Genomic DNA, 23,385 nt, shown 5'->3' with positions numbered 1-23,385 from the left:
CGGTTCGTCCGGTGCACTCCGGAGCCGGGGTCAGGACGCCCGGTAGGCCTTCCAGCCGCCGAACTCGGTGATGTCCACCGCGTCGGCGGCTGCGTCCTGGGTGCACCCGAAACCGACGACCCACCGCCCGTCCGCCAGTTCGACGCTCGTCAACGTCATCGGGGCGGGCAGCGCAGCGAGGAACCGGCCCAGTCCGGCCTCCGACAACCGGAACAGTTCACCGACGATCGCGGCGCCCTCGCCCGGTGCGTGACGCACCAGTCCCGGCTTCGGCGGCGTCGTGTTCAGTGCGGCGAGACGGTACGCGTCGGAGGTGTGCACCTCCTCGACGAAGCGCGCCCCGAGTTCCTCGAGCTGGAAGTGCAGCGGCTGACCGCGCAGGTGTGCTCCGAAGACCGCGAGTTCGACGCCGGATTCGACGACGCGCGGTGCATCCACACCGTTCAGCGCGGCCGCGACGTCCACCGCCACCTGGTCGCCGAAAGCCGGGACCACGACCATGACCCCGAACGGCTCACCGGCCGCCGTGGGCGCGCCGGGCACCGCCACCGCTGCCATGTCCAGCAGGTTGCAGAAGTTCGTGTAGGTGCCCATCCGCCGATTGATCGCGATCGGATCGGCCTGCACCGCGGCGATCGTCGGGTGTTCCGTCGTCGTCGGGAGCAGCAACCCGTCGAACCCGGCCAGCAGTTCAGCGGCGAACGCCTTCACGTGGGTGAGCGTGTCGATGTCCTCGACGAGTTCGTAGGCGGCGGGCTTCTTCGCCCCGGCGACGATCGCGGCGACGGTGGGATCGGCGCCCTCCGGTGCCGTCGACAGGAACTCGCCGACGGCCGCGTAGCGCTGGGCCACGACGGCACCGTCGTAGAGAAGCAGGGCAGCATCGAGCAGCGGTGAGATGACCACCTCCGCGATCTCGATGCCGGATTCGCGTGCCGCGGTCACCGTGCGGGCGAAGGCGTCGCGGTACTCCTCACACAACGCTTCGAGATCCTCGGCGCGCGGCACCGCGACGCGCAGAGTGTTCGGCGCGGCGAGTCGTACATCCGCGGGCCAGGTCCTGCTGCGCGGGTCGCGGGGTTCGGGTCCGGCCATGATCCGGACCGCGGTCGCCGCCAGGTCGAGCGACGTCGCGAAGACCGTGAGGCAGTCGTAGTCGACGCAGGCCGGGACCACGCCGTGCGCCGGGATGACGCCGAGAGTGGCCTTGATGCCGACGATTCCGTGCAGCGCGGCGGGTACCCGTCCCGAACCGGCCGTGTCGGTGCCCAGCCCGATGTCGGCGATGCCGAGCGCCACCGCGGCCGCCGAACCGGAACTCGAACCGCCCGAGACCTTCTCGGGATCCCACGCGCACCGCACCGCCCCGTACGGGCTGCGGGTGCCGACGAGACCGGTGGCGAACTGGTCGAGGTTGGTCTTACCCAGCACGACGGCGCCGGCGGCGACCAGACGCTCGACACCCGAAGCGGTTTCCTCCGGGACGTACGCGAACTCGGGACATGCCGCAGTGGTCGGGATTCCCGCGACGTCCACGTTGTCCTTGACCGCCACGACCAGACCGGCGAAGGGAAGGGACTCACCGGCGGCGACCCGTGCGTCCACTTCGGCGGCGTCGGCGAGAAGATCGTCGGCGCTGCGCAGCGTGATCCACACCTCGGGTCGATCCACCTCGTCGATGCGGCCCAGTGCGGCACGAACGCGATCGGTGGCGGACACCCTCACCGGGGAGACGGGCGCCGCAGCTGTATACATCTTTGTGGACATGGCTGTATACGCTATGGACCAGCAATGACGCTTCTGTGACGTTGTGTAACAGCCTTGTTAGGGATCGCGCCGAACCGATGCCGGCCGGTGCGGACGGATCAGAAGTCGCGTTCGATCCGCAGCACACCGATGGTTGTGGCAAGGGCGTCGTACTGCGTGACCAGCAGACAGAACTCGATGAGCCTGCGGTCGTCGTAGAACTGCGCGAGCGACGCCCACGTCTCGTCGGACAGATTCTTCGTCGCCACGAGTTCGTCGACGGCGGCGAGAAGAGCGCAGTGCCTTGCCTGCCAGCCGGGAGCGTCGGGTCCGGCGACGATACGCTCGCGCACCTCGTCGGTGATGCCGGCACGGCGACCCAGGCGGGTGTGGTGGTCGAATTCGTAACCGCACTCGCGCAGATGCGCGACGCGCAGGATGACCATCTCCGATTCGAACCGACCGAGACGGCCGAACGGCATGAGCATGCCGGCGTAGTGCAACCACCCGCGGAACAGCCGTCCGGTGCGGCCGAGGGTGCTGAACAGGTGGGCGTCCGAGGTGCCGCCGGCGGCGGACAGGGCCTTCCATGTCACCCAGTTGATCGGGCCGAGTTCCTTGAATCGTCCGGGCGGGATGCGGGGTGTCATGAGCGCCAGTGTGCCGCACCGGACCCGTCCGGTCACGTGACACGACCGGAAGTGTCAGTCTCGGACGGCCCGGGCCATCCGCGCGAAGGCGCGTGCCTCCTCGGCCCGGCGCACGACCACCGATCGCGAGGTGTCGATGTGGGCGAGCAGCAGGTCGTGGGCGTCGTCGAGCTTGTCGGCGAGAACCAGCTCGGCGACCTCGATGTGCTCGTCGACGGTCGCGACGATGCGGCCGGGGGTCAGATAGTCGAACATCCGCACCGGGCGCACCTTGGCGTTCACCGAGGCCAGCGCGTCGCACAGGGCACGGTTGCCGGAGGCGGCGAGCAACGTCATGTGGAAGCGCTCGTCGAGCGTGACGAAGCCGGCGTCGGGCTCGGGCGGATCCTCGCGGATCTCATACCAGCGGTCGAGCTCGGGACCGAGGACGTCGGGATCGTGCCGCACCGAGTCGCTGTCGAGTGCGCGGCGAATCCCGCGCAGCTCCAGGGTGGTCCGCAGTTCGTACAGGTCCGCGAGGTCGTCGAAGCGCGGACGGTAGGGGTACAACCCCTGGTCGCGGCGTTCGACGAGCCCGTCGGAGACCAGTCGGGCGAGGGCCTCGCGTACCGGCGTGCGCGACACCTCGTACTGTTCGGCGAGGCGTTCTTCACTGAGTCGTTCGTCAGGGGAGGGGGTCCCGGACATCAGACGATCGCGCAGGGCCTTGTAGACCCACTCGCGCCGTGTGTCGGCGGCCATCAGATCGCCATCGCCGCACGGACGGTGGAGGCGGCGTCGACACCACCGTCACCCGTCGAGGTGATGCGCCCGGATTCGAGGACGTAGTAGTGCAGGGCGTTGTCGAGGGCGAAACCGATGTGCTGTTCGACGAGCAGCACCCCGAGGTCGCCGCTGCGGCCGAGTTCGACGATGGTGTTCTCGATCTCGGTGACCACCGACGGCTGGATGCCTTCGGTGGGCTCGTCGAGGATGAGCATGCGCGGCTCGGTGATCAGCGCGCGGGCGATGGCGAGTTGCTGGCGCTGACCGCCGGAGAGCAGGCCGGCGCGGCGGTCGAGTAGCGGGACGAGGGCGGGGAACAGGTCGAGCATGTCGGTGATCAACTGACGGCCGTTGCGGCGCGTGTCGGCGACGACCTGCAGGTTTTCCCGGCAGGTGAGCTGACCGAAGGACTGTTGCCCCTGCGGGACGTAGGCCAGGCCGCGGGTGACGCGGGCAGATGGTCGCAGCGAGGTGATGTCGTCACCGTCGAAGAGGATCTTTCCCTTGGTGACGGGCAGCAGGCCGACGGCGGCACGCAGCAGTGTGGTCTTGCCGGCACCGTTGTGGCCCATGACCGCGACGGTCTTGCCGGTCGGCACGGTCAGGGAGATGCCGTGCAGGATCTCGGTGCGACCGTAACCGGCGCGGACGTCGACGAGTTCGAGCATCATGCCTCCTGAGCAGTGGTGGCGGTCCCGAGGTAGACCTGCTGGACCTGCGGGTCGTTCTGGACCTGGTCGACGGTGCCCTCGGCGATGACCTTGCCGCGGGCGAGGACGGTGACGGAGGTGGCGAAGGCGCGCATGAAGTCCATGTCGTGCTCGACGACGACCACCGTGCGCTGCGCGCCGATGCGGCGCAGCAGCTGCCCGGTCTCCTCGCGTTCGTCGCCGCTCATTCCGGCGACGGGTTCGTCGAGGAGCAGCACGTCGGCGTTCTGCACGAGCAGCATGCCGATCTCGAGCCACTGCTTCTGCCCGTGGGCGAGGATGCCCGCGGGGGTGTCGCGGTGGGCGGTCAGGCCGATCGTCTCGAGTGTTTCCTCGATCTCGGGCAGAACGTTGTTGCGGCGGCGCAGCAACTGCCACGGGGAGCGGCTCGCGCCGGCGGCGATGTCGAGGTTCTGCAGAACGGACAGTTCCTCGAAGACCGAGGCGGTCTGGAAGGTGCGGCCGACACCGAGGCGCGCGATCTTGTGGGTCTTCTTGCCGAGCAGTTCGACGCCGGATTTGGTGATCGAGCCGGTCGCCGGAACCAGGCCGGTGACGGCGTCGACGAGGGTGGTCTTGCCGGCGCCGTTGGGGCCGATGAGGAACCGCAGGTCGCCTTGGAGGAGGGTGAGGTCGACGCCGTCGACGGCGGTGAAGCCGTCGAAGGTGACACGCAGGTCGCGGATCTCGAGGTAGTCGCTGCTCATTCCGGCGTTGCCGCCGTAGACGGGTTTGCTCATCGCACGGGCTCCATCTCGGGAAGGTCGGCGGGCTCGGGTTCGGTCGGGGGTGTGGGTTCGGTCGGGGTGGTGCGGCGGCGCCGGCGGAGCAGGGTGATGACTCCGGCGAGGCCGGCGGGGAAGAAGCCGACGACGACGATGAACAGCAGGCCCTGCGCGTAGGTCCAGGCCGACGGGAAGTTCTCCGACAGGGTGGTCTGTGCCCACGCCACGCCCACCGCGCCGAGGACCGGGCCGAGCAGGGTGGTGCGTCCGCCGATGGCGACACCGATGAGGAACGCAATCGACGGGACGATGCCGACGTCGGCGGGGGAGATGATGCCGACGATGGGCACGAACATCGCCCCGGCGATGCCGGCGAAGAAGGCCGCGACGGTGTAGGCGGCCACCTTGATCAGCGCGGGGTCGTAGCCCAGAAAGCGGACCCGCTCCTCCTGGTCGCGGACCGCGACGAGCAGTTCGCCGTAGCGGGACTGCATGAGCTGGCGGGTCGCGGCGACGACGAGCAGCAGGATCGCGGCGACGATGAAGAACAGCATCCGCTTGTTGACCGGATCGGACAGGTCGTAGCCGAAGAAGGTGCGGAAACGGTTGAGGCCGTTGGATCCTCCGGTGGACTGCTGGCCGATGAGCAGGATCGCGAAGGCGGCGGCCAGTGCCTGGGAGAGGATGGCGAAGTAGGCGCCCTTGACGCGGCGGGCGAACACACCGAAGCCGAGCAGGGCGGCGAGCAGGGCCGGCACGATCAGGATCGCCAGCAGCGTGACGGCGGGGGAGGCGAACGGGGTCCAGTAGGCGGGTAGTTCCCGGATGCCCGCGATCTGCATGAAGTCCGGGACGGTGTCGCCGCGGAGCTGCGCGTCGGAGATCTTCAGGTGCATGGCCATGATGTAGGCGCCGAGGCCGAAGAAGACACCCTGGCCGAGGGTGAGCATGCCACCGCGGCCCCAGGCCAGGCCGATGCCGACGGCGACGATCGCGAAGCACAGGAACTTGCCGAGCAGGCCGAGCCGGAAATCGGAGAGGACGGCGGGGGCGAGACCGAACAGGACGATCGCGGCGATCGCGAATCCGCCTGCTGTGCGTACGGGTCCGGGTCGGGTGAAGGTGCGGGTCGAGAAGGTCGCGGGCATCAGACCAGGCTCCTCGTCTTGACGGCGAACAGGCCCTGCGGACGGACCTGCAGGAAGATCACGATGAGCACGAACACGATGACCTTCGCGATCGACGCGGTCGTGGAGTACTCGATGAACGAATTGAGCAGGCCCAGTGCGACGGCCGCGAGCACGGCGCCCTCGATGCGGCCGAGACCGCCGATGACGACCACGAGGAAGGCGTCGATGAGGTACGACTGGCCGATGGTCGGGCTGGTCGAGCCGATGAGTGTCAGGGCCACACCGGCGAGGCCGGCCAGGCCCGAGCCGAGGAAGAAGGTCGTGATGTCGGTGCGGCGCGACGAGATGCCCACCGTCTCGGCGAGATCGCGGTTCTGCACCACGGCCCGGATCCGTCGTCCCATCGGGGTGTACTTCATCGACGCGATCAGGGCGACCACGCAGACCACGGCGAGGGCGAGGATGAACAGGCGGGTCTTCGGGACCACCGCCCCGAAGATCTCCACACCACCGGAGAGCCAGGACGGTGCGACGACGTTGACGGCGGGGGCGCCGAAGATGTCGCGGGCGGCCTGCTGCAGCAGCAGGCCCACACCGAAGGTCACCAGCAGGGTGTCGAGCGGGCGGTGGTACATGCGGCGGATGAGGGTGACCTCGAGGATCACACCCATCACGCCGCCCACCAGGAAGCCGACGAGCAACAGGGACATCCCGGCCGAGGAGATCACCTGCTGCACGACGAAGGCGGTGTAGCTGCCGGCCATGATGAATTCGCCGTGGGCCATGTTGATCACGCCCATCTGGCCGAACGTCAGCGACAGCCCCAGTGCTGCCAGCAACAGGATCGATCCGATACTCAATCCTGTGAAGAGCTGTCCTACAAGGACATCCATGTCGTCTCCCTCTTCGGCTTCCGTGCTCAGTTACCGGACAGGCCCGACGCCCAGTCGTAGGACTCGAGGTACGGGTCGGGCTCGATGGCGCCGTCGGACTCCCAGACGGTGTAGATCAGGCCGTCGCCGCGGATCTCACCGATGCGAGCGGTCTTGGTGATGTGGTGGTTGTCGCCATCGATCGTGACGGTGCCCTCGGGGGCGTCGAAGGTCACGCCGTCGGCGGCTTCGACGACGTCGTCGACCTCGAAGGACTCGGCCTTCTCGACGGTGTTCTTCCACAGGTAGACCGAGGTGTAGGCGGCCTCCATGGGATCGGAGGTCGGCTTGTTCGCGCCGTACTTCGCCTTGTACGCCTCGACGAACGAGGTGTTCTCGGGGGAGTCGACGGTCTGGTAGTAGTTCCACGCGGTGAGCTGGCCCTCGATGTTCTGCGCGCCGATGCCGCCCACCTCCTCCTCGGCGATGGACACCGACACGACCGGCATGTCCTTCGCGTTGAGGCCGGCGTTGGTGTACTCGCGGAAGAACGCGACGTTGGAGTCGCCGTTGAGTGTGTTGAACACCGCGTCGGCGTCGGCGGTGCGCACCTTGTTGACGATGGTGGAGAAGTCGGTGGAGCCGAGCGGGGTGTAGTCCTCACCCTTGATCTCGATGTCGTTGGCCTCGGCGTACGCCTTGATGATGCGGTTGGCGGTCTGCGGGAAGACGTAGTCGCTACCGACGAGGTAGAGCGACTTCACGCCCTGTTCCTTCAGGTAGTCCAGGGCCGGCACGATCTGCTGGTTGGTGGTCGCGCCGGTGTAGAAGATGTTCGATGACGACTCGAGGCCCTCGTACTGGACGGGGTAGTACAGCAGCGCGTTGCGGTCCTCGAAGACCGGCAGCATCGCCTTGCGACTCGACGATGTCCAGCCACCGAACACCGCTGCGACGCAGTCGGATCCGATGAGCTTTTCGGCCTTCTCCGCGAACACCGCCGGCTCGGATGCGCCGTCCTCGGAGACGATCTCGATCTGCTTGCCGAGCACACCGCCGTCGGCGTTGATCTCCTCGACGGCCAGCGCGATCGAGTCGCGGACGGTGACCTCGGAGATCGCCATCGTGCCCGACAGGGAGTTGAGCGAGCCGACCTTGACGGTGTCGCCCGAGGTGTCGACGCACGACGCAGCACCGGAGGCGGCCGTGCTGCCCTCGTCACCTGCGCGGCTTCCGCAGGCGGACAGCACGAGTCCGACTGCGACGAGTGCTGCGGGGGCCGCGATGGCGCGGGTGGCGAGCCTGGACCTGACAACAGACATGTAGAGCCCTTCCTTCGAAGGTGTGGCCTGAGGGGACCCCGGTGTATCCGGGAGGCGTATACAGCGCTGTATCCGTGAGGCCACACAGTAGAAGGGAGTTGTTGCGCGGGAATATCTTCCGGTCACGGTCTCGTGACACAGATTTCGTGGGCGTTACAAAGCGCGCACAAGCATCAGCTACGACCTTCGCTATCCGCTACGGCAATCGCTGCGGCGGATAGCTGACGGTGTAGCGAACTGTCTGTCCACAGGTGGCGGGATCATCCACAGGCGACGCGAATACCGGTGTTCGCACCGCGTCTGCACCACGACGATCGGGCACGGTTGTCCGCATGCGACCGACACCTTTCCTGCGGACCACCGCTCTCGCTTCCGGGATGACCGACTCCGAGATCCGTCGTGCGGTACGCGCCGGTGAACTCGAGCGACTCGAACCCGGCGTCTACCTCCACCGCGACGACTCCCTCGACGAACTCGATCGCTATCGCGTGCGCGTGCGATCCGTCGGGGCAGTGCTCGCGCCCGGCACGGTGATCAGCCACGAGTCCGCCGCCGTCCTGCACGGGCTCGCCCTGTGGAAGCCGGATCTCACGCGGGTCCACGTCACCCGCGGCAGATCGGGTGGTGGTCGGAGGAACGCGAACCGTCACCTGCACGTCGCCCCTCTGCGTCCTCACGACCTGTCGGAGGTCGCGGGCATAGCGTGCACCTCGCTCGCCCGGACCGTCGTGGATCTCGCCTGCACACTCGACTTCGACGAAGCCGTGATCGCGGGCGATTGTGCTGCGGCTCGTGATGCCGAGTTCGGCTCCGCGTTGCTCTGTTGTCTCGACGAGTCCGGGCCGCGTAGGGGTATCGCCGCGGCGCGACGCGTGGCTGCATTTCTCGACGGTCGCAGCGAGAGTCCGGGAGAATCGCTGAGTCGCATCCGGATGCATCAGGCCGGCATGCCCGCACCGACGCTCCAGAAGGAGATACGAACACCCGACGGGCAGTTCGTCGCCCGGGTCGACTTCCTCTGGGAGGACGAAGGAGTCGTCGGTGAGTTCGACGGGATGGGCAAGTACGACGAGGGAGGCGTCGAGGCCCTACGGAACGAGAAGCGACGGAAGGGCGCCCTGCGCGACCTCGGCTTCGAAGTGGTCAGGTGGACGTGGCCCGAACTGTCCCGGTTCGACGTCGTCCTCGCTCGCTTCGACCGTGCCGTCGCCCGTGCGTGGCGGTAACCGCTACCGTCCCAGCTATGTGCCGCATCTGCTTCCGCTGCGGATGGCAAACAAGCGAGCGGATGCGTCAGATGGGGTCGAGGACCGAGCCCATCACGCGCTCGACTGCGATCTCGATGACGACGCGGCGGGGGTTGGGGCGGGGTTCGCGGTAGCGGGCGGCGTAGCGACGCTCGCCCTCGCGGACGTCGGCCGGCTCGCGCGTAACGCGGGCCGGGCCCTCCAGGGTGAGCCAGCGACCGCCGTCGACCTGGCTCACCACCGCGTAACCCCCGCGCTCGACGTTGAGGGTCTTCTGGGAGCCCTCGAAGGTGATGACGCGGGCGAGGCCGGCCTCGCCGTCCCACGTGAACCCGACGGCGACGACGTGCGGCGAGCCGTCCTTGCGGAGGGTCGTGAGCGTCGCGAGGTGGTACTCGGACAGGAACTCGAGTGCCTTCGCGCCTATCGAGTCGGGGGTGCGTGCCATGCGACGAGCCTACCGACGCTCAGCGCACCAGATACGGCGAGACCGACGAGCGGTGCTCGTTGATGTCGATCTCCTTGCCCAGGGGAGGGAAGGCGCGCTGCGGGCAGTTCATCCGCTCGCACACGCGGCAACCCGAGCCGATCGGCGTGCCGGGATTGGACTCGTCGAGGTCGAGACCGTCGGCATAGACGAGGCGATGCGCGTGCCGCAGTTCGCAGCCGAGACCGATCGCGAACGTCTTCGACGGCTGGCCGTAACGCGCGGCGCGACGCTCGACCGTGCGCGCGACCCACAGATAGCGACGACCGTCGGGCATCTGCGCGATCTGCGTCATGATCTTGCCGGGATAGGCGAAGGTCTCGTATACGTTCCACAACGGGCACGTGCCACCGCTGGTGGAGAAGTGGAAACCGGTGGCGGACTGACGCTTCGACATGTTGCCCGCGCGGTCGACGCGCACGAACGAGAACGGGACGCCCCGCAGCTTCGGACGTTGGAGTGTCGACAGCCGGTGCGCGATCGTCTCGTAGCTGACGCCGTAGAAGGCCGACAGGCGTTCGACGTCGTAGCGGAAGTCCTCTGCGATCTCGTGGAACTGCGTGTACGGCAGGATCAGTGCGGCCGCCCAGTAGTTGGCGAGCCCGAGCCGGGCCAGCGCGCGTGAGGCATCGCTCGTGAACGAACCCTCCGCGACGAGGCGGTCGATGAGCTCTCCACACTCCAGGTACGCGAGTTCGATGGCCAGCTTGAAGACCTGCTGCCCGCCGGACAGCTGCGGCGCGACCTCCAGGACACGGGTCTCGGGGTCGTAGCGGTGAAGGATGTTCTCGCCGAGGTCGATGCGCTTGACGATCTGCACATCGTGGACCGTGGTCATGCGGCGAGCGATCTCGCCCCCCACGTCGCCGCGGTGGAACCGGATGCGGTTGGCCAGCTCCTCGGCCGCGGTGTCGAGATCGTGCAGGTAGTTCTGCCGCTGGTAGAAGTAGTCGCGGACCTCCTCGTGGGGCATGGTGATCGCACCGCTGCCGCTGCCGTCGCTGTACCTCTCCTCGGTCGCGACGGCGAGCTGCGCGGTGGTGTTGCGGAAGCGCCGGTGGAGATTGACCATCGCGCGCGCCAGAGTGGGGTGGGCTGCGACCATCTCGGCGATCTCCTGGGCGTCGGCCTCGATGCCCATCTCCCGGTCGAGCGCGACCTCCCGCATCTCCGCGATCAGACGGGTGTCGTCCTGCGAGGAGAAGAAGGTGGCGTCGACCCCGAAGACCTCGCTGATCCGGAGCAGGACGGGCACCGTCAGCGGCCTGACGTCGTGCTCGATCTGGTTGAGATAACTCGCCGAGATCTCGAGGGTCTTGGCGAGCGCGGCCTGGCTGAGTCCTCGCTCGGTGCGTAGCTGCCGCAGCCGGGCGCCTACATAGGTCTTGGCCATTCGCCCAGGGTAGAACTGCCTCGCAGCCTTCGCAAGGCAGCGTTCGCAGCGTGTTAATCGACAGATACCGGTGGGGCCTCGAGGCCGAACCACGAGCCCGGCGCGAACGCCTCGAAGTGAATCGACCCGGGGGATACCCCCGACGCGACGAGATCCGAGCGGATGGCACGCATGAACGTGATCGGACCGCACACATAGGTGCGGGCATCGCCCGGAATCGTCAGCCCGGACAGTGGAGTTCGTCCGTCGCTGCGAATCTCGTCGTACTCGGTGTAGCGCACGTGCAGCCGGGCGTCCGGCAACGAGTCGACCAGGACGGCGAGTTCGGTCCGGTGCGGTTGCTCGTAGGGGGTGCGGTCGACGTGGACGACGTCGACGCTCCGGCTGTCGCCCCGGGACTGCATGTCGCGCAGCGCCGCGATCGTCATCGTCACGCCCACGCCCGCCGAGGCGAGCAGCAACGGTTCGCTGCCCCTGTCGACGACGACGCTGCCGAACGGCGGCGACACGAGGAGGTGATCGTCGACGCCCAGGCCGTCGCACAGCACGGGGGAGACGAGTCCGCCCGGCACGCGCTTGACGGTGACGGCCCACTCGCCGCTCGTCCTGCCCGGGAAGACGGTGTACTGGCGGATCTGCTCGGAGCCGTCCGGCAGCGCGACCCGCACGGAGATGTACTGGCCGGGAAGGAAGGCCGGCAGCGGCCGACCGTCGACGGAGCGGAGGTGGAAGGTGGCCGCGTGCGCGCCGTCGTACTCGTGTTCGGTGACGACAACCCGACGCCAGATGTCACCGGGGGCCACACCGGCCCGCCGGTACAGCTCCGTCTCCTGCTCGACGAGCGAGTTCGCCATCAGCGTGTACACCTCGTGCCAGGCCACGGCGACCTGCGGTGTGATGGCGTCGCCGAGCACCTCGGCGATCGCGGCGAACAGGTGGGTCCGCACGATCCCGTAGTGCGCGGCCTGTACACCGAGGGACGCATGTTTGGCGGCGATCCGCTCCATGATCGGGTCGATGTCGGTCGGTGCGTGGGTGACCAGCAGTGATGCGAAAGCGGCGACCGAGTCGGCGAGCGCCCGTTGCTGGGCCCCGTTGGCCTGGTTGGTGCGGTTGAAGGTGTCCCGCAGGGACGGGACGGCCCGGAAGAGCCGGTTGTAGAAGACACGTGAGATCGTGCCGATCTCGGCGCCGACCACCGGCAGGGTCGCTTCGACGATCGACCGCGACGTACTCGAGAGAATGTCGACTCCTCGTGTTCGGGGGCTGTTCGGCCGGGGCCCTGAGACACGAAGGCACTACGATGCACCGGCCCCGATCCGGCCCGAGACATGTTACGGATGGGATTCCAGGGGTCAATGGGGATCACAAACCACGATCACCGTTTGTGAAGGCAGTCACAGGCAGGTGTCCGATCCGTCCCGAGGTGGGGGAGTCGGCGGGACGAGGCGTCCCGGCGGTGTGGGCCGGACGGCAGCGGCAAAAGCCGAGGTAGTTACTACTCGCGGGTAATAAACCCGTGCCCGATTCGGGTAGTTGGACCGACCATCGATTGGCAATCTTCGCAATGGCTGCGACGAAAATAGCCGAGATTGGCATTAGCAACAGGTAGACGGGCTTTTTGGACTGTGTCATTGTCGTTCTTGTACATCCGAACGGCACGCAAAGGATGTGAAGTCGTACACGCGTACTGCTTCATCCCGAGCGGGGCAGATCTAGAGAGTGGAGATTTGATGTCGACCACCGGCACCCCGAGGACTGCAGAAGAGATCCAGAAGGATTGGGACACCAATCCGCGCTGGAAGGGGATCACCCGCAACTACACCGCCGAGCAGGTCGCCAAGCTGCAGGGCAACGTCGTCGAGGAAGCCACCCTCGCTCGCCGCGGTTCCGAGATCCTGTGGGACCTCGTCAACAACGAGGACTACATCAACTCGCTCGGCGCCCTCACCGGTAACCAGGCGGTCCAGCAGGTCCGCGCCGGCCTGAAGGCCATCTACCTCTCCGGTTGGCAGGTCGCCGGCGACGCCAACCTGTCCGGCCACACCTACCCGGACCAGTCGCTGTACCCGGCGAACTCGGTTCCGCAGGTCGTCCGCCGTATCAACAACGCGCTGCTGCGCGCCGACGAGATCGCCAAGGTCGAGGGCGACACTTCCGTCGACAACTGGCTCGCTCCGATCGTCGCCGACGGTGAGGCCGGCTTCGGTGGCGCCCTCAACGTCTACGAGCTGCAGAAGGCCATGATCGCGGCCGGCGTCGCCGGTTCCCACTGGGAGGACCAGCTCGCGTCGGAGAAGAAGTGCGGTCACCTCGGTGGCAAGGTGCTCATCCCCACGCAGCAGCACATCCGCACCCTGACCTCGGCTCGCCTCGCGGCCGACGTCGCGGACGTCCCGACCGTGGTCATCGCCCGCACCGACGCCGAGGCCGCGACCCTCATCACCTCCGATGTCGACGAGCGTGACCGCCCGTTCATCACCGGTGAGCGCACCGCCGAGGGCTTCTACCACGTCAAGAACGGCATCGAGCCCTGCATCGCCCGTGCGAAGGCCTACGCTCCGTACTCCGACCTCATCTGGATGGAGACCGGTGTTCCGGACCTCGAGGTCGCCAAGAAGTTCGCCGAGGGCGTCCGCAGCGAGTTCCCGGACCAGCTGCTGGCCTACAACTGCTCGCCCTCCTTCAACTGGAAGGCTCACCTGGACGACGCGACCATCGCGAAGTTCCAGAAGGAGCTCGGCGCGATGGGCTTCAAGTTCCAGTTCATCACCCTCGCCGGCTTCCACTCGCTCAACTACGGCATGTTCGACCTGGCGCACGGCTACGCCCGCGAGGGCATGACGGCCTTCGTCGACCTGCAGGAGCGCGAGTTCAAGGCGGCCAAGGAGCGCGGCTTCACCGCCATCAAGCACCAGCGTGAGGTCGGTGCCGGCTACTTCGACACCATCGCCACCACCGTCGATCCCAACACCTCCACGGCTGCCCTGAAGGGCTCCACCGAGGAAGGCCAGTTCCACTAGGAACCAGCGCCACCCCGAGGTCCACCACCCCGCGGCGGGATCCACAGGTCCCCATGTCCTGCCGCGGGGTGCGTGCGTATCCGGAGCAGTTCGAAACGCGCGCACCCGACGGGTCCTCGCTTGTACTTCCGGCCTCGGCCACGACCCCCACAACGAGAAGGAGCTGACGTGACCAGCGAAAAGATTCAGCGCGTCGGCGTGATCGGCGCCGGCATCATGGGCGCAGGTATCGCCGAGGTGTGCGCACGCGCTCATGTCGACGTACTGGTGTTCGAGCAGACCCGCGAACTCGCGGCTGCCGGACGTGCCCGGATCCTCCGGTCGCTGGACCGGGGCGTGAGCAGCGGAAAGATCACCGAACGGGAGCGTGAGCAGGCCGCATGGCGTCTGCGCTTCACCTCCGATCTCGGTGACTTCGCCGATCGGCAGCTCGTGGTGGAGGCCGTCGTCGAGGACGAGAAGGTCAAGAGCGAGATCCTCGCGGAGCTCGACAAGATCGTCACCGATCCCAACGCGGTGCTCGCCTCGAACACCTCGTCGATCCCGATCATGAAGCTCGGTATCGCGACCGGTGCGCCCGAGCGTGTCATCGGCATGCACTTCTTCAACCCTGTTCCGGTGCTCCCGCTCGTCGAGCTCGTCACCACCCTGAAGACCAGCCCCACCGTCGCCGAGCGCGCCGAGGCGTTCGCAGCCGACGTACTGGGCAAGCAGGTCGTGCGGTCCTCCGACCGTGCAGGTTTCATCGCCAACGCACTGCTGGTGCCGTACCTGCTCTCGGCGATCCGGATGGTCGAGTCCGGCTTCGCCACCAAGGAGGACATCGACAAGACGATGGTCCTGGGTTGCGCCCACCCGATGGGTCCGCTCGCCCTGACCGACCTGGTCGGTCTGGACACCGTCAAGTCGATCGCCGACTCCATGTACGAGGAGTTCAAAGAGCCCCTGTACTCGGCCCCGCCGCTGCTGCAGCGCATGGTCGAGGCGGGACTCGTCGGCAAGAAGTCGGGCGCCGGCTTCTACGAGTACGCCGACAACGGTCGCACGGTCAAGAAGGCCGGCTAGCCAGGTAGCACCACCGCACACGGCGCCCGTGCCCGGCGACAGTGTTCCGAACACTGGTCACCGGTGCACGGGCGCGACGTGCATGAGGGAAAGGTCGACGCCGACATGGCAACTCTCGCCGACGGATACGGATCGAGCATCCTCGGGTACCCGCGCATCGGGCCCCGCCGCGAGCTCAAGTTCGCCCTCGAGGCCTACTGGCACGGTGAGGGCACGCGCGACGAACTTGTCGCGGTCGCTCGCGAGCTCCAGGAGAACACCTGGCGCGAGCTCGCAGCCACGGGTCTGACCCAGGTACCCGGCAACACGTTCTCCTACTACGATCACGTCCTGGACAACGCGCTGTTGTTCGGCGCGCTGCCCGAGCGGTTCCGTCCACTGGCCGATGAGCTCGACCCGCTCGATCTGTACTTCACGCTGTGCCGTGGCCGCGAGGACTTCCCGCCGCTCGAGCTGGTGCGCTGGTTCGGCAGCAACTACCACTACCGCCAGCCCGAACTCGACGAGAACACCGTCTTCGAGCTGAATTCGGCGGCCGTACTCGACGAGTTCGAGCGTGCGAAGGCCGAGGGTATCGAGCTGCGGCCGGTGGTGCTCGGCCCGGTCTCGCTGCTGCTGCTGTCGAAGGTCGCACCGACGTCGACGAAGGAGGGTTTCCGCACCCTCGACCTGCTCGACGCGCTGCTCCCCGAATACGAGAAGCTCTTCGAGCAGCTCGCCCGTGCCGGTGCCACCTGCGTGCAGCTCGACGAGCCGTCGTTCACCGAGGACCGCAGCGAGGAGGAGCTCGCAGCCCTCGCGCGTACCTACGACGCGCTCTCGCACGCTCCGCTGCGTCCGCGTCTGCTCGTGACCGGCCCGTACGGGCATCTCGGTGAGGCACTGCCGATCCTGGCCGCGTCGAAGATCGAGGCGATCGGCCTGGACCTGGTCAACGGCCGCATGAGCGCGGACGAACTGGCCGCAGTGCCCGGACTCAAGCGCAAGCGCATCTACGCCGGTGTCGTCGACGGCCGCAACGTGTGGAAGGTCGACCGCCACCGCACCCTCGACTACCTGAAGTCGCTCGCCGCGGTCGCACCGGATCTCGTCGTGTCGACCTCGTCCTCGCTGCTGCACGTGCCCTACGACCTGCTCGTCGAGTACGACATCCCCGGCGACGTCGCCGACCGTCTCGCGTTCGCGAAGCAGAAGGTGGGGGAGGTGGTCTCCCTTGCCAAGGCGCTCACGACCGGAGCCGAGGAGCGGTGGCGCAAGCCGCCCGTGTCGGTGCACTTCAAGCAGAAGCACACCGTCCGTGCACGTCTGAACGCGGTCACGCCCGCCCATCGGGTGCGCGAGCCGTACGAGGAGCGCCGCGCCGCGCAGCAGAAGCGACTGGATCTGCCGCCGGTGCCGGTGACAACCCTGGGGTCGTTCCCGCAGACCGCGGAGATCCGCAGGGCACGAGCGGAACTCGGTCGTGGCCGGATGTCGTACGGCGAGTACGTCAAGCGGATCCAGGAGGAGATCGAGTCCACCATCCGTCTGCAGGAGGACATCGGTCTCGACGTCCTCGCCCACGGCGAGCACGAACGCAACGACATGGTGCAGTACTTCGCCGAGCTGATGGAGGGCTTTGCCACCACCCACTTCGGCTGGGTGCAGGCCTACGGTTCGCGCTGCACGCGTCCGCCGATCCTCTACGGCGACATCGTGCGGCCGAAGCCGATGACGGTCGAGTGGATCTCGTTCGCGCAGTCGCTGACCGACAAGCCGGTCAAGGGCATGCTCACCGGTCCGGTGACGATGCTGGCGCGTTCCTACGTGCGTCAGGATCAGCCGCTCCACGAGACGGCCGACCAGCTCGCGCTGGCCATCCGCGACGAGATCGCCGATCTCGAGCGGGCGGGCATCGCGATCATCCAGGTCGACGAACCGGCCATCCGGGAACTGTTGCCGCTGCGGCAGGACGGGCGCTCCGAGTACCTCGACTGGGCCGTTGACGCCTTCCGTCTCGCCACCGGTGGCGCGAAGCCGGAGACGCAGATCCACACGCACCTGACCTATTCGGGTCAGGTGTCGGTGGTCGACGCGATCGAGCGGCTCGACGCCGACGTCACGGCGATCGTGGCGACACGCTCGATCCGCTGGGTGCTCGAGGCGATCAAGGACCGCGCGCTGTCCCACGGTGTCGGTCCCGGTGTCTACGAGTCCCGCTCGGCCCGGATCCCGGACATCGACGAGCTCGACGAGTTGCTCAGCGAGGCGGCGGAATCGGTGGAACTCGACCGCTTGTGGGCCAATCCGGACGGTGGTCTCAAGACCCGTCACCACTGGCAGCTCGAGCCGTCGCTGCGCAACCTCGTCGCTGCGGCGCGACGACTGCGCCGCCGGGCGACACACCGGTCCGACCAGGCCGGATAGTCGAACCGTCTCCACGACGTGCACCTGCGGGAGTCCCCCGCGGGTGCACGTCGTCGCGAGGCGGAGTAGTTGTGGAGGAATGACGTCCACAACCGGTACGACCACCGTCGCCGCATACGCCGCCACCGCGCCCGACGCGCCCCTGTCGAAGACCACCGTCGAACGACGTGCCCTCGGCCCGCTCGACGTGCTCATCGCCATCGAATTCGCCGGCATCTGCCATTCCGACATCCACACCGCCCGGAACGAGTGGGGCGGAACCAAGTACCCGATCGTGCCGGGCCACGAGATCGTCGGCACCGTCGCCGCCGTCGGTTCCGGTGTCACGAAGCACGCCGTCGGAGACCGCGTCGGCGTGGGTTGCTTCGTGAACTCCTGTGGTGAATGTGAGCCCTGCCGAACAGGATTCGAGCAGCACTGCACCAGTCGGGTGACGGGAACCTACAACTCCGTCGACCGCGACGGCTCCGTCACCCAGGGCGGCTACTCGACACACATCGTCGTCACCGAACACTTCGTCCTGAGGATTCCCGACGGACTCGACCCGGCCGCCGCGGCGCCTCTGCTGTGCGCGGGAATCACCCTGTACTCGCCGCTGAAGCGGTGGAATGCCGGGCCGGGGAGCAAGGTCGCGATCATCGGCATGGGCGGTCTCGGGCATGTCGGAGTGAAGATCGCGGCAGCGATGGGTGCGGAGGTGACCGTGCTCGGTCACTCGCTGTCGAAGCGGGACGACGGCCTGCGCTTCGGTGCGGTCGACTACCGGTCCACCGAGGACGAGTCGACCTTCAAGGAGTTGCGCGGGAAGTTCGATCTGATCCTCAACACCGTCTCGGTCAACCTCGACCTCGACCGCTACCTGTCGTTGCTGCGGCTGCACGGCACCCTCGTCGGCCTCGGCCTGCCCGAGAAGCCGCTGTCGGTGCGGGCGTTCTCGCTCGCGATGAACGATCGTGCGATGGCCGGATCGAATGTCGGCGGAATCCCCGACACGCAGGCGATGCTCGACTTCTGCGCAGAGCACGGCATCGGTGCGGAGATCGAGCTGATCTCCGCGGACCGTATCAACGAGGCATACGACCGTGTGGTCGCCAGTGATGTGCGCTATCGCTTCGTGATCGACGCCTCGACGTTCTGACCGCGTCGACGTCCCGGGCACGGGAGCCCGGGACGTCGACGCGGTCAGAAGTTGTCGCCGAGCTGATCGCGGAGCTGCGCGAGGGTCTTCGTGAGCAGACGCGACACGTGCATCTGCGAGACACCCACGCGCTCGGCGATCTGCGTCTGCGTCATGTTGCCGAAGAAGCGCAGCAGCACGACCGTGCGTTCGCGGGCCGGAAGGGCCTCGAGCAGCGGACGCAGCGCCTCGTGGTTCTCGACCTCGTCGAGCGCGGCGTCGTAGTCGCCGAGCGTGTCGGCGAGGGTGAGCCCGTCGTCGCCGGACGGGGACGACCGGTCGACCGACACGGTCTGGTAGGCGTTGCCGGCCACGAGACCCTGCAGCACCTCCTCCTGATCGATGCCGAGTACCTCGGCGAGCTCGGAGGCGGTGGGTGCACGTCCGAGCTGCTGGGAGAGCTCGGACGTGGCCTTGCTCAGGGACAGATGCAGTTCCTTCATGCGTCGCGGCACACGAACCGCCCAGCCGGCGTCACGGAAGTGCCGGCGCACCTCGCCCATGATCGTGGGGACCGCGAAGGAGACGAAATCCGAACCGCGTTCGGGGTCGAAACGGTCGACCGCGTTCACCAGGCCCAGGCGCGCGACCTGCAGCAGATCTTCGAAGGCCTCACCACGGCCGTCGAAGCGCCGGGCGATGTGCTCGGCGAGCGGCAGGCACCGCTCGACCACTGCGTCGCGGATGCGGATGCGACCGGGGTCGCCCTCCTCGAGTGCGAGGAGTGTTCTCAACGTTTCGGTGACGTCGGCGTACTCGTCGCTCGACCTACCCGTGTTGCGCGTCACCGATCGGCGCTGCCTTCGGCGATGGACATGTCGATCGTGGCGCGCGAGTCGTCGCTCGTCACCGAGATGGACTCGGTCAGCGAGTTGAGCACGTGCCATCCGAAGGAGCGCGGCTGCCCGATCTCGGAGGCGTCGTTCGTGGGCGCCGACAGGCTGATCTGCAGCAGCGGGAGAGCCGCCCGGAACGAGCACGCCAGGATCGCGTCCTCGGGTGCGCCCATGATCAGCCGCGTGGCCGCTTCGTCGACGGCGAGCTTCACATCCGCAACGGTATCGAGGTCGAAGTCGTGCTGCAGCGCGATCGCGGCGGCTACCGCTCGGAGCACTGCGAGCTGGTCGGGATGGGCCTCTACTCGAAGTTCGACTACCGGGGGATTGTGGTCGCGTGCCGATTCGATCGACGCGGATTTTGCCATGAGCCTGATGTCTCCAGTACGGGGAGTGGGGGTACGACGGGTCGTGTCTGTCTGGTCGTCGGAGAGATTACCCAGATACCGCGAATTCAATCCATCCACCGTGACCTGGGCAGGGGGCCGCAACATTCCCGAAATGCACGATCGGCGTGTTGAGTGCCCGTGGTTCGTGGACTACTGTGGCGGCAGAAGGTTGAGCACACAGCCGAGAACACGGAAGCACCCCTGTTTCGGGAGGGTTCCGATCGGTCACCGGTTGTGCCTGTCTCGTAGGTCGTGCTTCCTGCAATTTTCGATGTTGGGAAGTGCTATGACAGTTCCTCAGCGAATTGCCGCACAGGTAGATTCCGTCCCATCCGGGTGGTCGGCTCGGCCGATCAGGTCCGACGTTCCCGCAGAACGGGTCGTCGGCGCAGAATTCAGCGCGCAGAAGATCGAACCGGACCTCGTCTGGATCGACGTGCGAGGCGAGATCGACATCCGCAACGCACACGCTCTACACGCGTTCACCCATCGGCAGCTCGAAGAATCGATCCGTATGGTCGTCGATCTCGGAGCAGTCGAATTCTTCGGTGCGGCCGGGTTGTCGGTCTTCGACGATCTCGACGAACGTGCGCGTGCCCTGAACGTCCGCTGGGCACTTCTGAGTGGGCGACCGGTGGAACGGTTGCTCCGGGTCGCCGACGCGACCATCGCTTCCAAGGCATGCAGAACACGTGAAGCAGCGCTTGCTGCGCTCGCTCGCGTGAAGTAACAGGCCGGGAGAGCCGACCATACGGCGTGGCCGCAATCCGCCACGCCCCTCCATGCCGTTGCCGTTCGGGTTTCCCGGGCGGCAACGGTTCTGTTCGGAGGGCATCTCCGATCCGCCGCTCGGCCCGAGGTGCCCGTTTCGTCACTTCGACCCGGGGGAACCCGCTGGTGAACCCGAGGAGGTCGAGATGAGCACGAACGACTGGATTCTGCTGGTGATAGCGGTGGTCGTCGCGTTGGTGGTAGTGGCGGTGCTGGGGTGGACGCTCCGCAACCGGCGTGCTGAGCGCCGGCGTGCCGAAGCCGAACGTCTGCGTCGCAGCGTCGAGGAGAACAGGCCGGGAGTCGAACAGCGGGCGGCGTCGGCCGAACGCACCGAAGCGGAGGCCCGTCGCGCCGCGGCGGACGCCGAAGCGAAGGCGGCCGAGGCGGAGCGGCTGCGCGCCCGCTCCGAGGAGGAACGTCGTACCGCCGAAGCGGCACGAGCCGAACTCGACGAGCGTCGTCGCCGGGCGGAAGAGCTGGATCCCCGTTCGGCGGAACACGCCGAGCGCGGTGATCACCGCGCGGATCCGGTTCCGCGGACGGCAGGTTCGTCGGATCAGGTCCCGAACACCGTGCCGGGCGACGAGGCCGGCCCAGCGGGCGCACACCGGAACGATCAGGACTTCCGTCGCTGATCGTTCCGGCGTCTGTAGAGGTTCGACGGGCGCTACTGCACGCCGGTCCGTGCGGTCCGGTGTGCAGTACGCCGGACCGGCACGCAGCGTTCGTAGGCGCGAAGGGTGTCCTCCGCCACGCGATCCCAGGTGTACCGGGCGAGAACGCGGTCGCGTCCGGCGATACCGAAGGTGGCGCGTGTCGTCGCATCGGAGAGAAGCCGGCGCGCGGCGGCCGCGACGGCCTCGGGGGAGCGGGTGGGCACGAGAAGGCCGGTCGCCTCGTCGAGCACGGTGTCGAGCATTCCACCGGAAGCAGTTGCGATGACCGGGCGACCGCACGACATCGCCTGCAGGGCGAGCATCCCCGACGGATCGTGCCAGGGAGTGGAGACCACGGCGTCGGCGGACAGGAGCAGACCGGGCATCTCGTCCCGCCCGACATCGCGGCGGATCCGGACGCGTCCCTGCACACCGCGTACGCGTGCGAGCTTCACGAGACGGGACTTCTCCTGCTCGTCCGCTCGGCGCGACAAGTACGGGGGAGCGGGATGCGCGGCGATGATCAACTCGGTGTCGGGAATGCCCGCCAGCGCTTCGATGGCGATGTCGAATCCGGAGCCCAGTTCGAGAGGGCCGGCTGCGAGCAGACGATGCTTGCGGGTCCTCGTGGTGTCGGGAGCGGCAGCGGTGCTGTAGTGCACGGCGTCCACGCCGCTCGGCACCACCGTGGTCCGCGTGCGGGGAAGTCCCATGCGCGCCAGCTCGAACACCTCGTCGGAACTCGTCGCGATCATGCGTGTCGCGCCCCGGGCGAGGAGCCGCTCCAAGCGGATTCGGTCGCGCGCGGACGCGTCCATCGCAGTCTTCTCCCGGATCCGGTGCTCGACCGTGCCGAGGGAATGGAAGGTCTGAACCGTGGGGATGCCCAGCGAACGGGTGGCGAGCTGCGTGGCCAGTCCGGACAGCCAGTAGTGGGCGTGGGTGATGTCCGGTGGCCGCTGGCGCCACTCCCGATCCAGGAAACTCCCGAATTCCCCCATCGCAGAGGCGGTTTCGTCGGGACGCAGCGGGGACGGTGGTCCTGCCGCTACCTGCACCACCTCGTATCCACCGGGGGCGGAGATCCGGTCGGGGTCGTCGCGGTCCTCGCGGCGTGTGTAGACCACCACCTCGTGACCGGCCCCGGCGAGGGCGGACGACAGTTCGGCCAGGTGGACGTGAAGTCCTTGCGGCGGCGCATCTGCGTGCGCGCCGTGACCGAGCAGGGGATTCACTTGTCCGGCAACCATCGCGATCTTCACCACAGCGGTATTCCCGTGTGTGGTGGGGGATAAACCGGTCACGGCGCGCCGGTACGAACCGGAATACGCTGCTGCCCCACCTGTTCGTTCGTGTGGGTCGGTGGCTCCGGCCGCACCGGGCCGGGACGACCGGTCCCGGATCAGATGATGGCGCGGGCGGAGATGGTGGCGTAGACGACCATCAGCACCAGCAGTACCCATCCCGCACCCTGCCAGATCGGCCAGCGACCGCCGCGGTTCCACGTGCGGTAGGCCGTCAGCAGTGCGCCGAGTCCGCCGAGCAGGAGCACGAGTGTGGGTCCGAAGACCAGGATCTGGCGGGCGGGATCGGTGCACACCGCGAATGCGGCGTCGCTGCAGTCCTGTCCGGAGTTCGTGCCCCAGAGGATGGCGACGCCCATCACCACGAGCGCAGCGACGATCACGCCCCCCGCGTACATCGTGGCCTTACGGGCCGTCCGGGGGTCGTTCCAGCGTTTCTCCACATCCTGGGTCATGGCTCTCCTTCTCGTGGCCGAACGGTGCACGCGCGATGGCGGCGCACGCGCGTAACGGCCGGCGTGACTCGCTCTCCGAGTACCCCCGGCTAGGTCGCCCAATCCGGATGTGCGGTGGTCGCCCCACGGGAGGTGGGGTGAGCCGGGCGTCAGGCGTGCTGGTGCACGGTCATGAAGACGTGGTCGAAGTGGCTCCGATGCTGTTCGGCGAGGGCCGGCAAGGACGTGATCTCGTGTACGAGTCGTTCGGCCA

The 23,385-nt window shown here is 67.5% G+C and carries 22 protein-coding genes; 7 read left to right on the top strand and 15 right to left on the bottom strand.

Features of this window, described 5'->3' with window-relative positions:
• Positions 1-30: 30 nt before the first annotated feature.
• The 8 genes from atzF to urtA form a co-directional block, all read right to left on the bottom strand.
• Positions 31-1,755: an allophanate hydrolase gene (gene atzF / locus AC6CID_RS22880; protein WP_217580290.1), complete on the bottom strand. Its 1,725-nt coding sequence runs from the start codon at positions 1,753-1,755 to the stop codon at positions 31-33.
• A gap of 110 nt (positions 1,756-1,865) precedes the next feature.
• Positions 1,866-2,396, bottom strand: a complete 531-nt coding sequence (locus AC6CID_RS22875) for a carboxymuconolactone decarboxylase family protein (protein ID WP_024101778.1) — start codon at positions 2,394-2,396, stop codon at positions 1,866-1,868.
• 54 nt (positions 2,397-2,450) lie between these two features.
• The gene (locus AC6CID_RS22870; protein WP_498354543.1) at positions 2,451-3,137 is read right to left on the bottom strand and encodes a GntR family transcriptional regulator; all 687 of its coding nucleotides are present in this window, start codon (positions 3,135-3,137) and stop codon (positions 2,451-2,453) included.
• On the bottom strand, positions 3,137-3,829 hold the full coding sequence (gene urtE, locus AC6CID_RS22865) for an urea ABC transporter ATP-binding subunit UrtE (RefSeq protein WP_033096359.1): 693 nt from the start codon (positions 3,827-3,829) through the stop codon (positions 3,137-3,139). Before urtE ends, AC6CID_RS22870 begins: the two co-directional genes overlap by 1 nt.
• The gene (gene urtD, locus AC6CID_RS22860) at positions 3,829-4,611 is read right to left on the bottom strand and encodes an urea ABC transporter ATP-binding protein UrtD (protein ID WP_498354542.1); all 783 of its coding nucleotides are present in this window, start codon (positions 4,609-4,611) and stop codon (positions 3,829-3,831) included. Before urtD ends, urtE begins: the two co-directional genes overlap by 1 nt.
• Positions 4,608-5,744, bottom strand: coding sequence for an urea ABC transporter permease subunit UrtC (gene urtC / locus AC6CID_RS22855; protein ID WP_071935562.1), 1,137 nt, complete (start codon positions 5,742-5,744; stop codon positions 4,608-4,610). The genes urtD and urtC overlap by 4 nt, the downstream gene beginning before the upstream one ends.
• On the bottom strand, positions 5,744-6,619 hold the full coding sequence (gene urtB / locus AC6CID_RS22850; RefSeq protein ID WP_498354541.1) for an urea ABC transporter permease subunit UrtB: 876 nt from the start codon (positions 6,617-6,619) through the stop codon (positions 5,744-5,746). The genes urtC and urtB overlap by 1 nt, the downstream gene beginning before the upstream one ends.
• A gap of 26 nt (positions 6,620-6,645) precedes the next feature.
• Positions 6,646-7,920 carry an urea ABC transporter substrate-binding protein gene (urtA, locus tag AC6CID_RS22845; RefSeq protein WP_064255556.1) on the bottom strand — a complete coding sequence of 425 codons (1,275 nt, stop codon included), beginning with the start codon at positions 7,918-7,920 and terminating at the stop codon, positions 6,646-6,648.
• 332 nt (positions 7,921-8,252) lie between these two features.
• Here urtA and AC6CID_RS22840 point away from each other — a divergent pair, with 332 nt between their 5' ends.
• Positions 8,253-9,146, top strand: coding sequence for a type IV toxin-antitoxin system AbiEi family antitoxin domain-containing protein (locus tag AC6CID_RS22840; protein ID WP_064061828.1), 894 nt, complete (start codon positions 8,253-8,255; stop codon positions 9,144-9,146).
• 67 nt (positions 9,147-9,213) lie between these two features.
• Here the strand turns inward: AC6CID_RS22840 and AC6CID_RS22835 are convergent, their stop codons facing one another.
• From AC6CID_RS22835 to AC6CID_RS22825, 3 genes are read right to left on the bottom strand one after another with little or no spacing between them, the layout of a single operon-like run.
• Entirely contained in the window at positions 9,214-9,615 is a 402-nt protein-coding gene (locus AC6CID_RS22835; protein ID WP_024101771.1) for a PPOX class F420-dependent oxidoreductase, read from the bottom strand.
• Between the two features lie 19 nt (positions 9,616-9,634).
• Positions 9,635-11,047: an acetate metabolism transcriptional regulator RamB gene (gene ramB / locus AC6CID_RS22830; protein WP_006553582.1), complete on the bottom strand. Its 1,413-nt coding sequence runs from the start codon at positions 11,045-11,047 to the stop codon at positions 9,635-9,637.
• A 53-nt stretch (positions 11,048-11,100) separates the two neighbouring features.
• Positions 11,101-12,246, bottom strand: a complete 1,146-nt coding sequence (locus tag AC6CID_RS22825; RefSeq protein WP_482127143.1) for a globin domain-containing protein — start codon at positions 12,244-12,246, stop codon at positions 11,101-11,103.
• A 534-nt stretch (positions 12,247-12,780) separates the two neighbouring features.
• Here AC6CID_RS22825 and aceA point away from each other — a divergent pair.
• The 4 genes from aceA (at position 12,781) to AC6CID_RS22805 (ending at position 18,679) form a co-directional block, all read left to right on the top strand.
• Positions 12,781-14,070, top strand: a complete 1,290-nt coding sequence (aceA, locus tag AC6CID_RS22820; RefSeq protein WP_006553580.1) for an isocitrate lyase — start codon at positions 12,781-12,783, stop codon at positions 14,068-14,070.
• Between the two features lie 168 nt (positions 14,071-14,238).
• Positions 14,239-15,135, top strand: a complete 897-nt coding sequence (locus tag AC6CID_RS22815; RefSeq protein ID WP_019291147.1) for a 3-hydroxybutyryl-CoA dehydrogenase — start codon at positions 14,239-14,241, stop codon at positions 15,133-15,135.
• A 105-nt stretch (positions 15,136-15,240) separates the two neighbouring features.
• Positions 15,241-17,541 carry a 5-methyltetrahydropteroyltriglutamate--homocysteine S-methyltransferase gene (metE, locus tag AC6CID_RS22810; protein WP_498354540.1) on the top strand — a complete coding sequence of 767 codons (2,301 nt, stop codon included), beginning with the start codon at positions 15,241-15,243 and terminating at the stop codon, positions 17,539-17,541.
• Between the two features lie 79 nt (positions 17,542-17,620).
• Entirely contained in the window at positions 17,621-18,679 is a 1,059-nt protein-coding gene (locus AC6CID_RS22805) for an NAD(P)-dependent alcohol dehydrogenase (protein WP_039585432.1), read from the top strand.
• Between the two features lie 44 nt (positions 18,680-18,723).
• Here AC6CID_RS22805 and AC6CID_RS22800 read toward each other — a convergent pair whose 3' ends face one another.
• Together AC6CID_RS22800 and AC6CID_RS22795 are read right to left on the bottom strand one after the other, a co-directional pair.
• Complete coding sequence (locus AC6CID_RS22800) at positions 18,724-19,506, bottom strand: SigB/SigF/SigG family RNA polymerase sigma factor (protein WP_006553576.1); 783 nt, start codon at positions 19,504-19,506, stop codon at positions 18,724-18,726.
• On the bottom strand, positions 19,503-19,922 hold the full coding sequence (locus AC6CID_RS22795) for an ATP-binding protein (RefSeq protein ID WP_064061982.1): 420 nt from the start codon (positions 19,920-19,922) through the stop codon (positions 19,503-19,505). Before AC6CID_RS22795 ends, AC6CID_RS22800 begins: the two co-directional genes overlap by 4 nt.
• Positions 19,923-20,229: 307 nt before the next feature.
• Between AC6CID_RS22795 and AC6CID_RS22790 the strand changes: the two genes are divergently transcribed.
• Together AC6CID_RS22790 and AC6CID_RS22785 are read left to right on the top strand one after the other, a co-directional pair.
• Positions 20,230-20,673, top strand: coding sequence for an STAS domain-containing protein (locus tag AC6CID_RS22790; RefSeq protein WP_498354539.1), 444 nt, complete (start codon positions 20,230-20,232; stop codon positions 20,671-20,673).
• A 187-nt stretch (positions 20,674-20,860) separates the two neighbouring features.
• Positions 20,861-21,352: a hypothetical protein gene (locus AC6CID_RS22785; RefSeq protein WP_006553573.1), complete on the top strand. Its 492-nt coding sequence runs from the start codon at positions 20,861-20,863 to the stop codon at positions 21,350-21,352.
• Positions 21,353-21,384: 32 nt separating this feature from the next.
• On the opposite strand, the gene AC6CID_RS22780 is transcribed toward AC6CID_RS22785, so the two are convergent.
• Together AC6CID_RS22780 and AC6CID_RS22775 are read right to left on the bottom strand one after the other, a co-directional pair.
• On the bottom strand, positions 21,385-22,638 hold the full coding sequence (locus tag AC6CID_RS22780; RefSeq protein WP_498354538.1) for a glycosyltransferase: 1,254 nt from the start codon (positions 22,636-22,638) through the stop codon (positions 21,385-21,387).
• Between the two features lie 137 nt (positions 22,639-22,775).
• The gene (locus tag AC6CID_RS22775; protein ID WP_498354537.1) at positions 22,776-23,132 is read right to left on the bottom strand and encodes a hypothetical protein; all 357 of its coding nucleotides are present in this window, start codon (positions 23,130-23,132) and stop codon (positions 22,776-22,778) included.
• Positions 23,133-23,385 lie beyond the last annotated feature (253 nt).

This window comes from Rhodococcus sp. GQ147, from assembly GCF_059759155.1.
The sequence above is the reverse complement of the archived record's forward strand: the minus strand, read 5'-3'. Positions and strand labels throughout refer to the sequence as shown.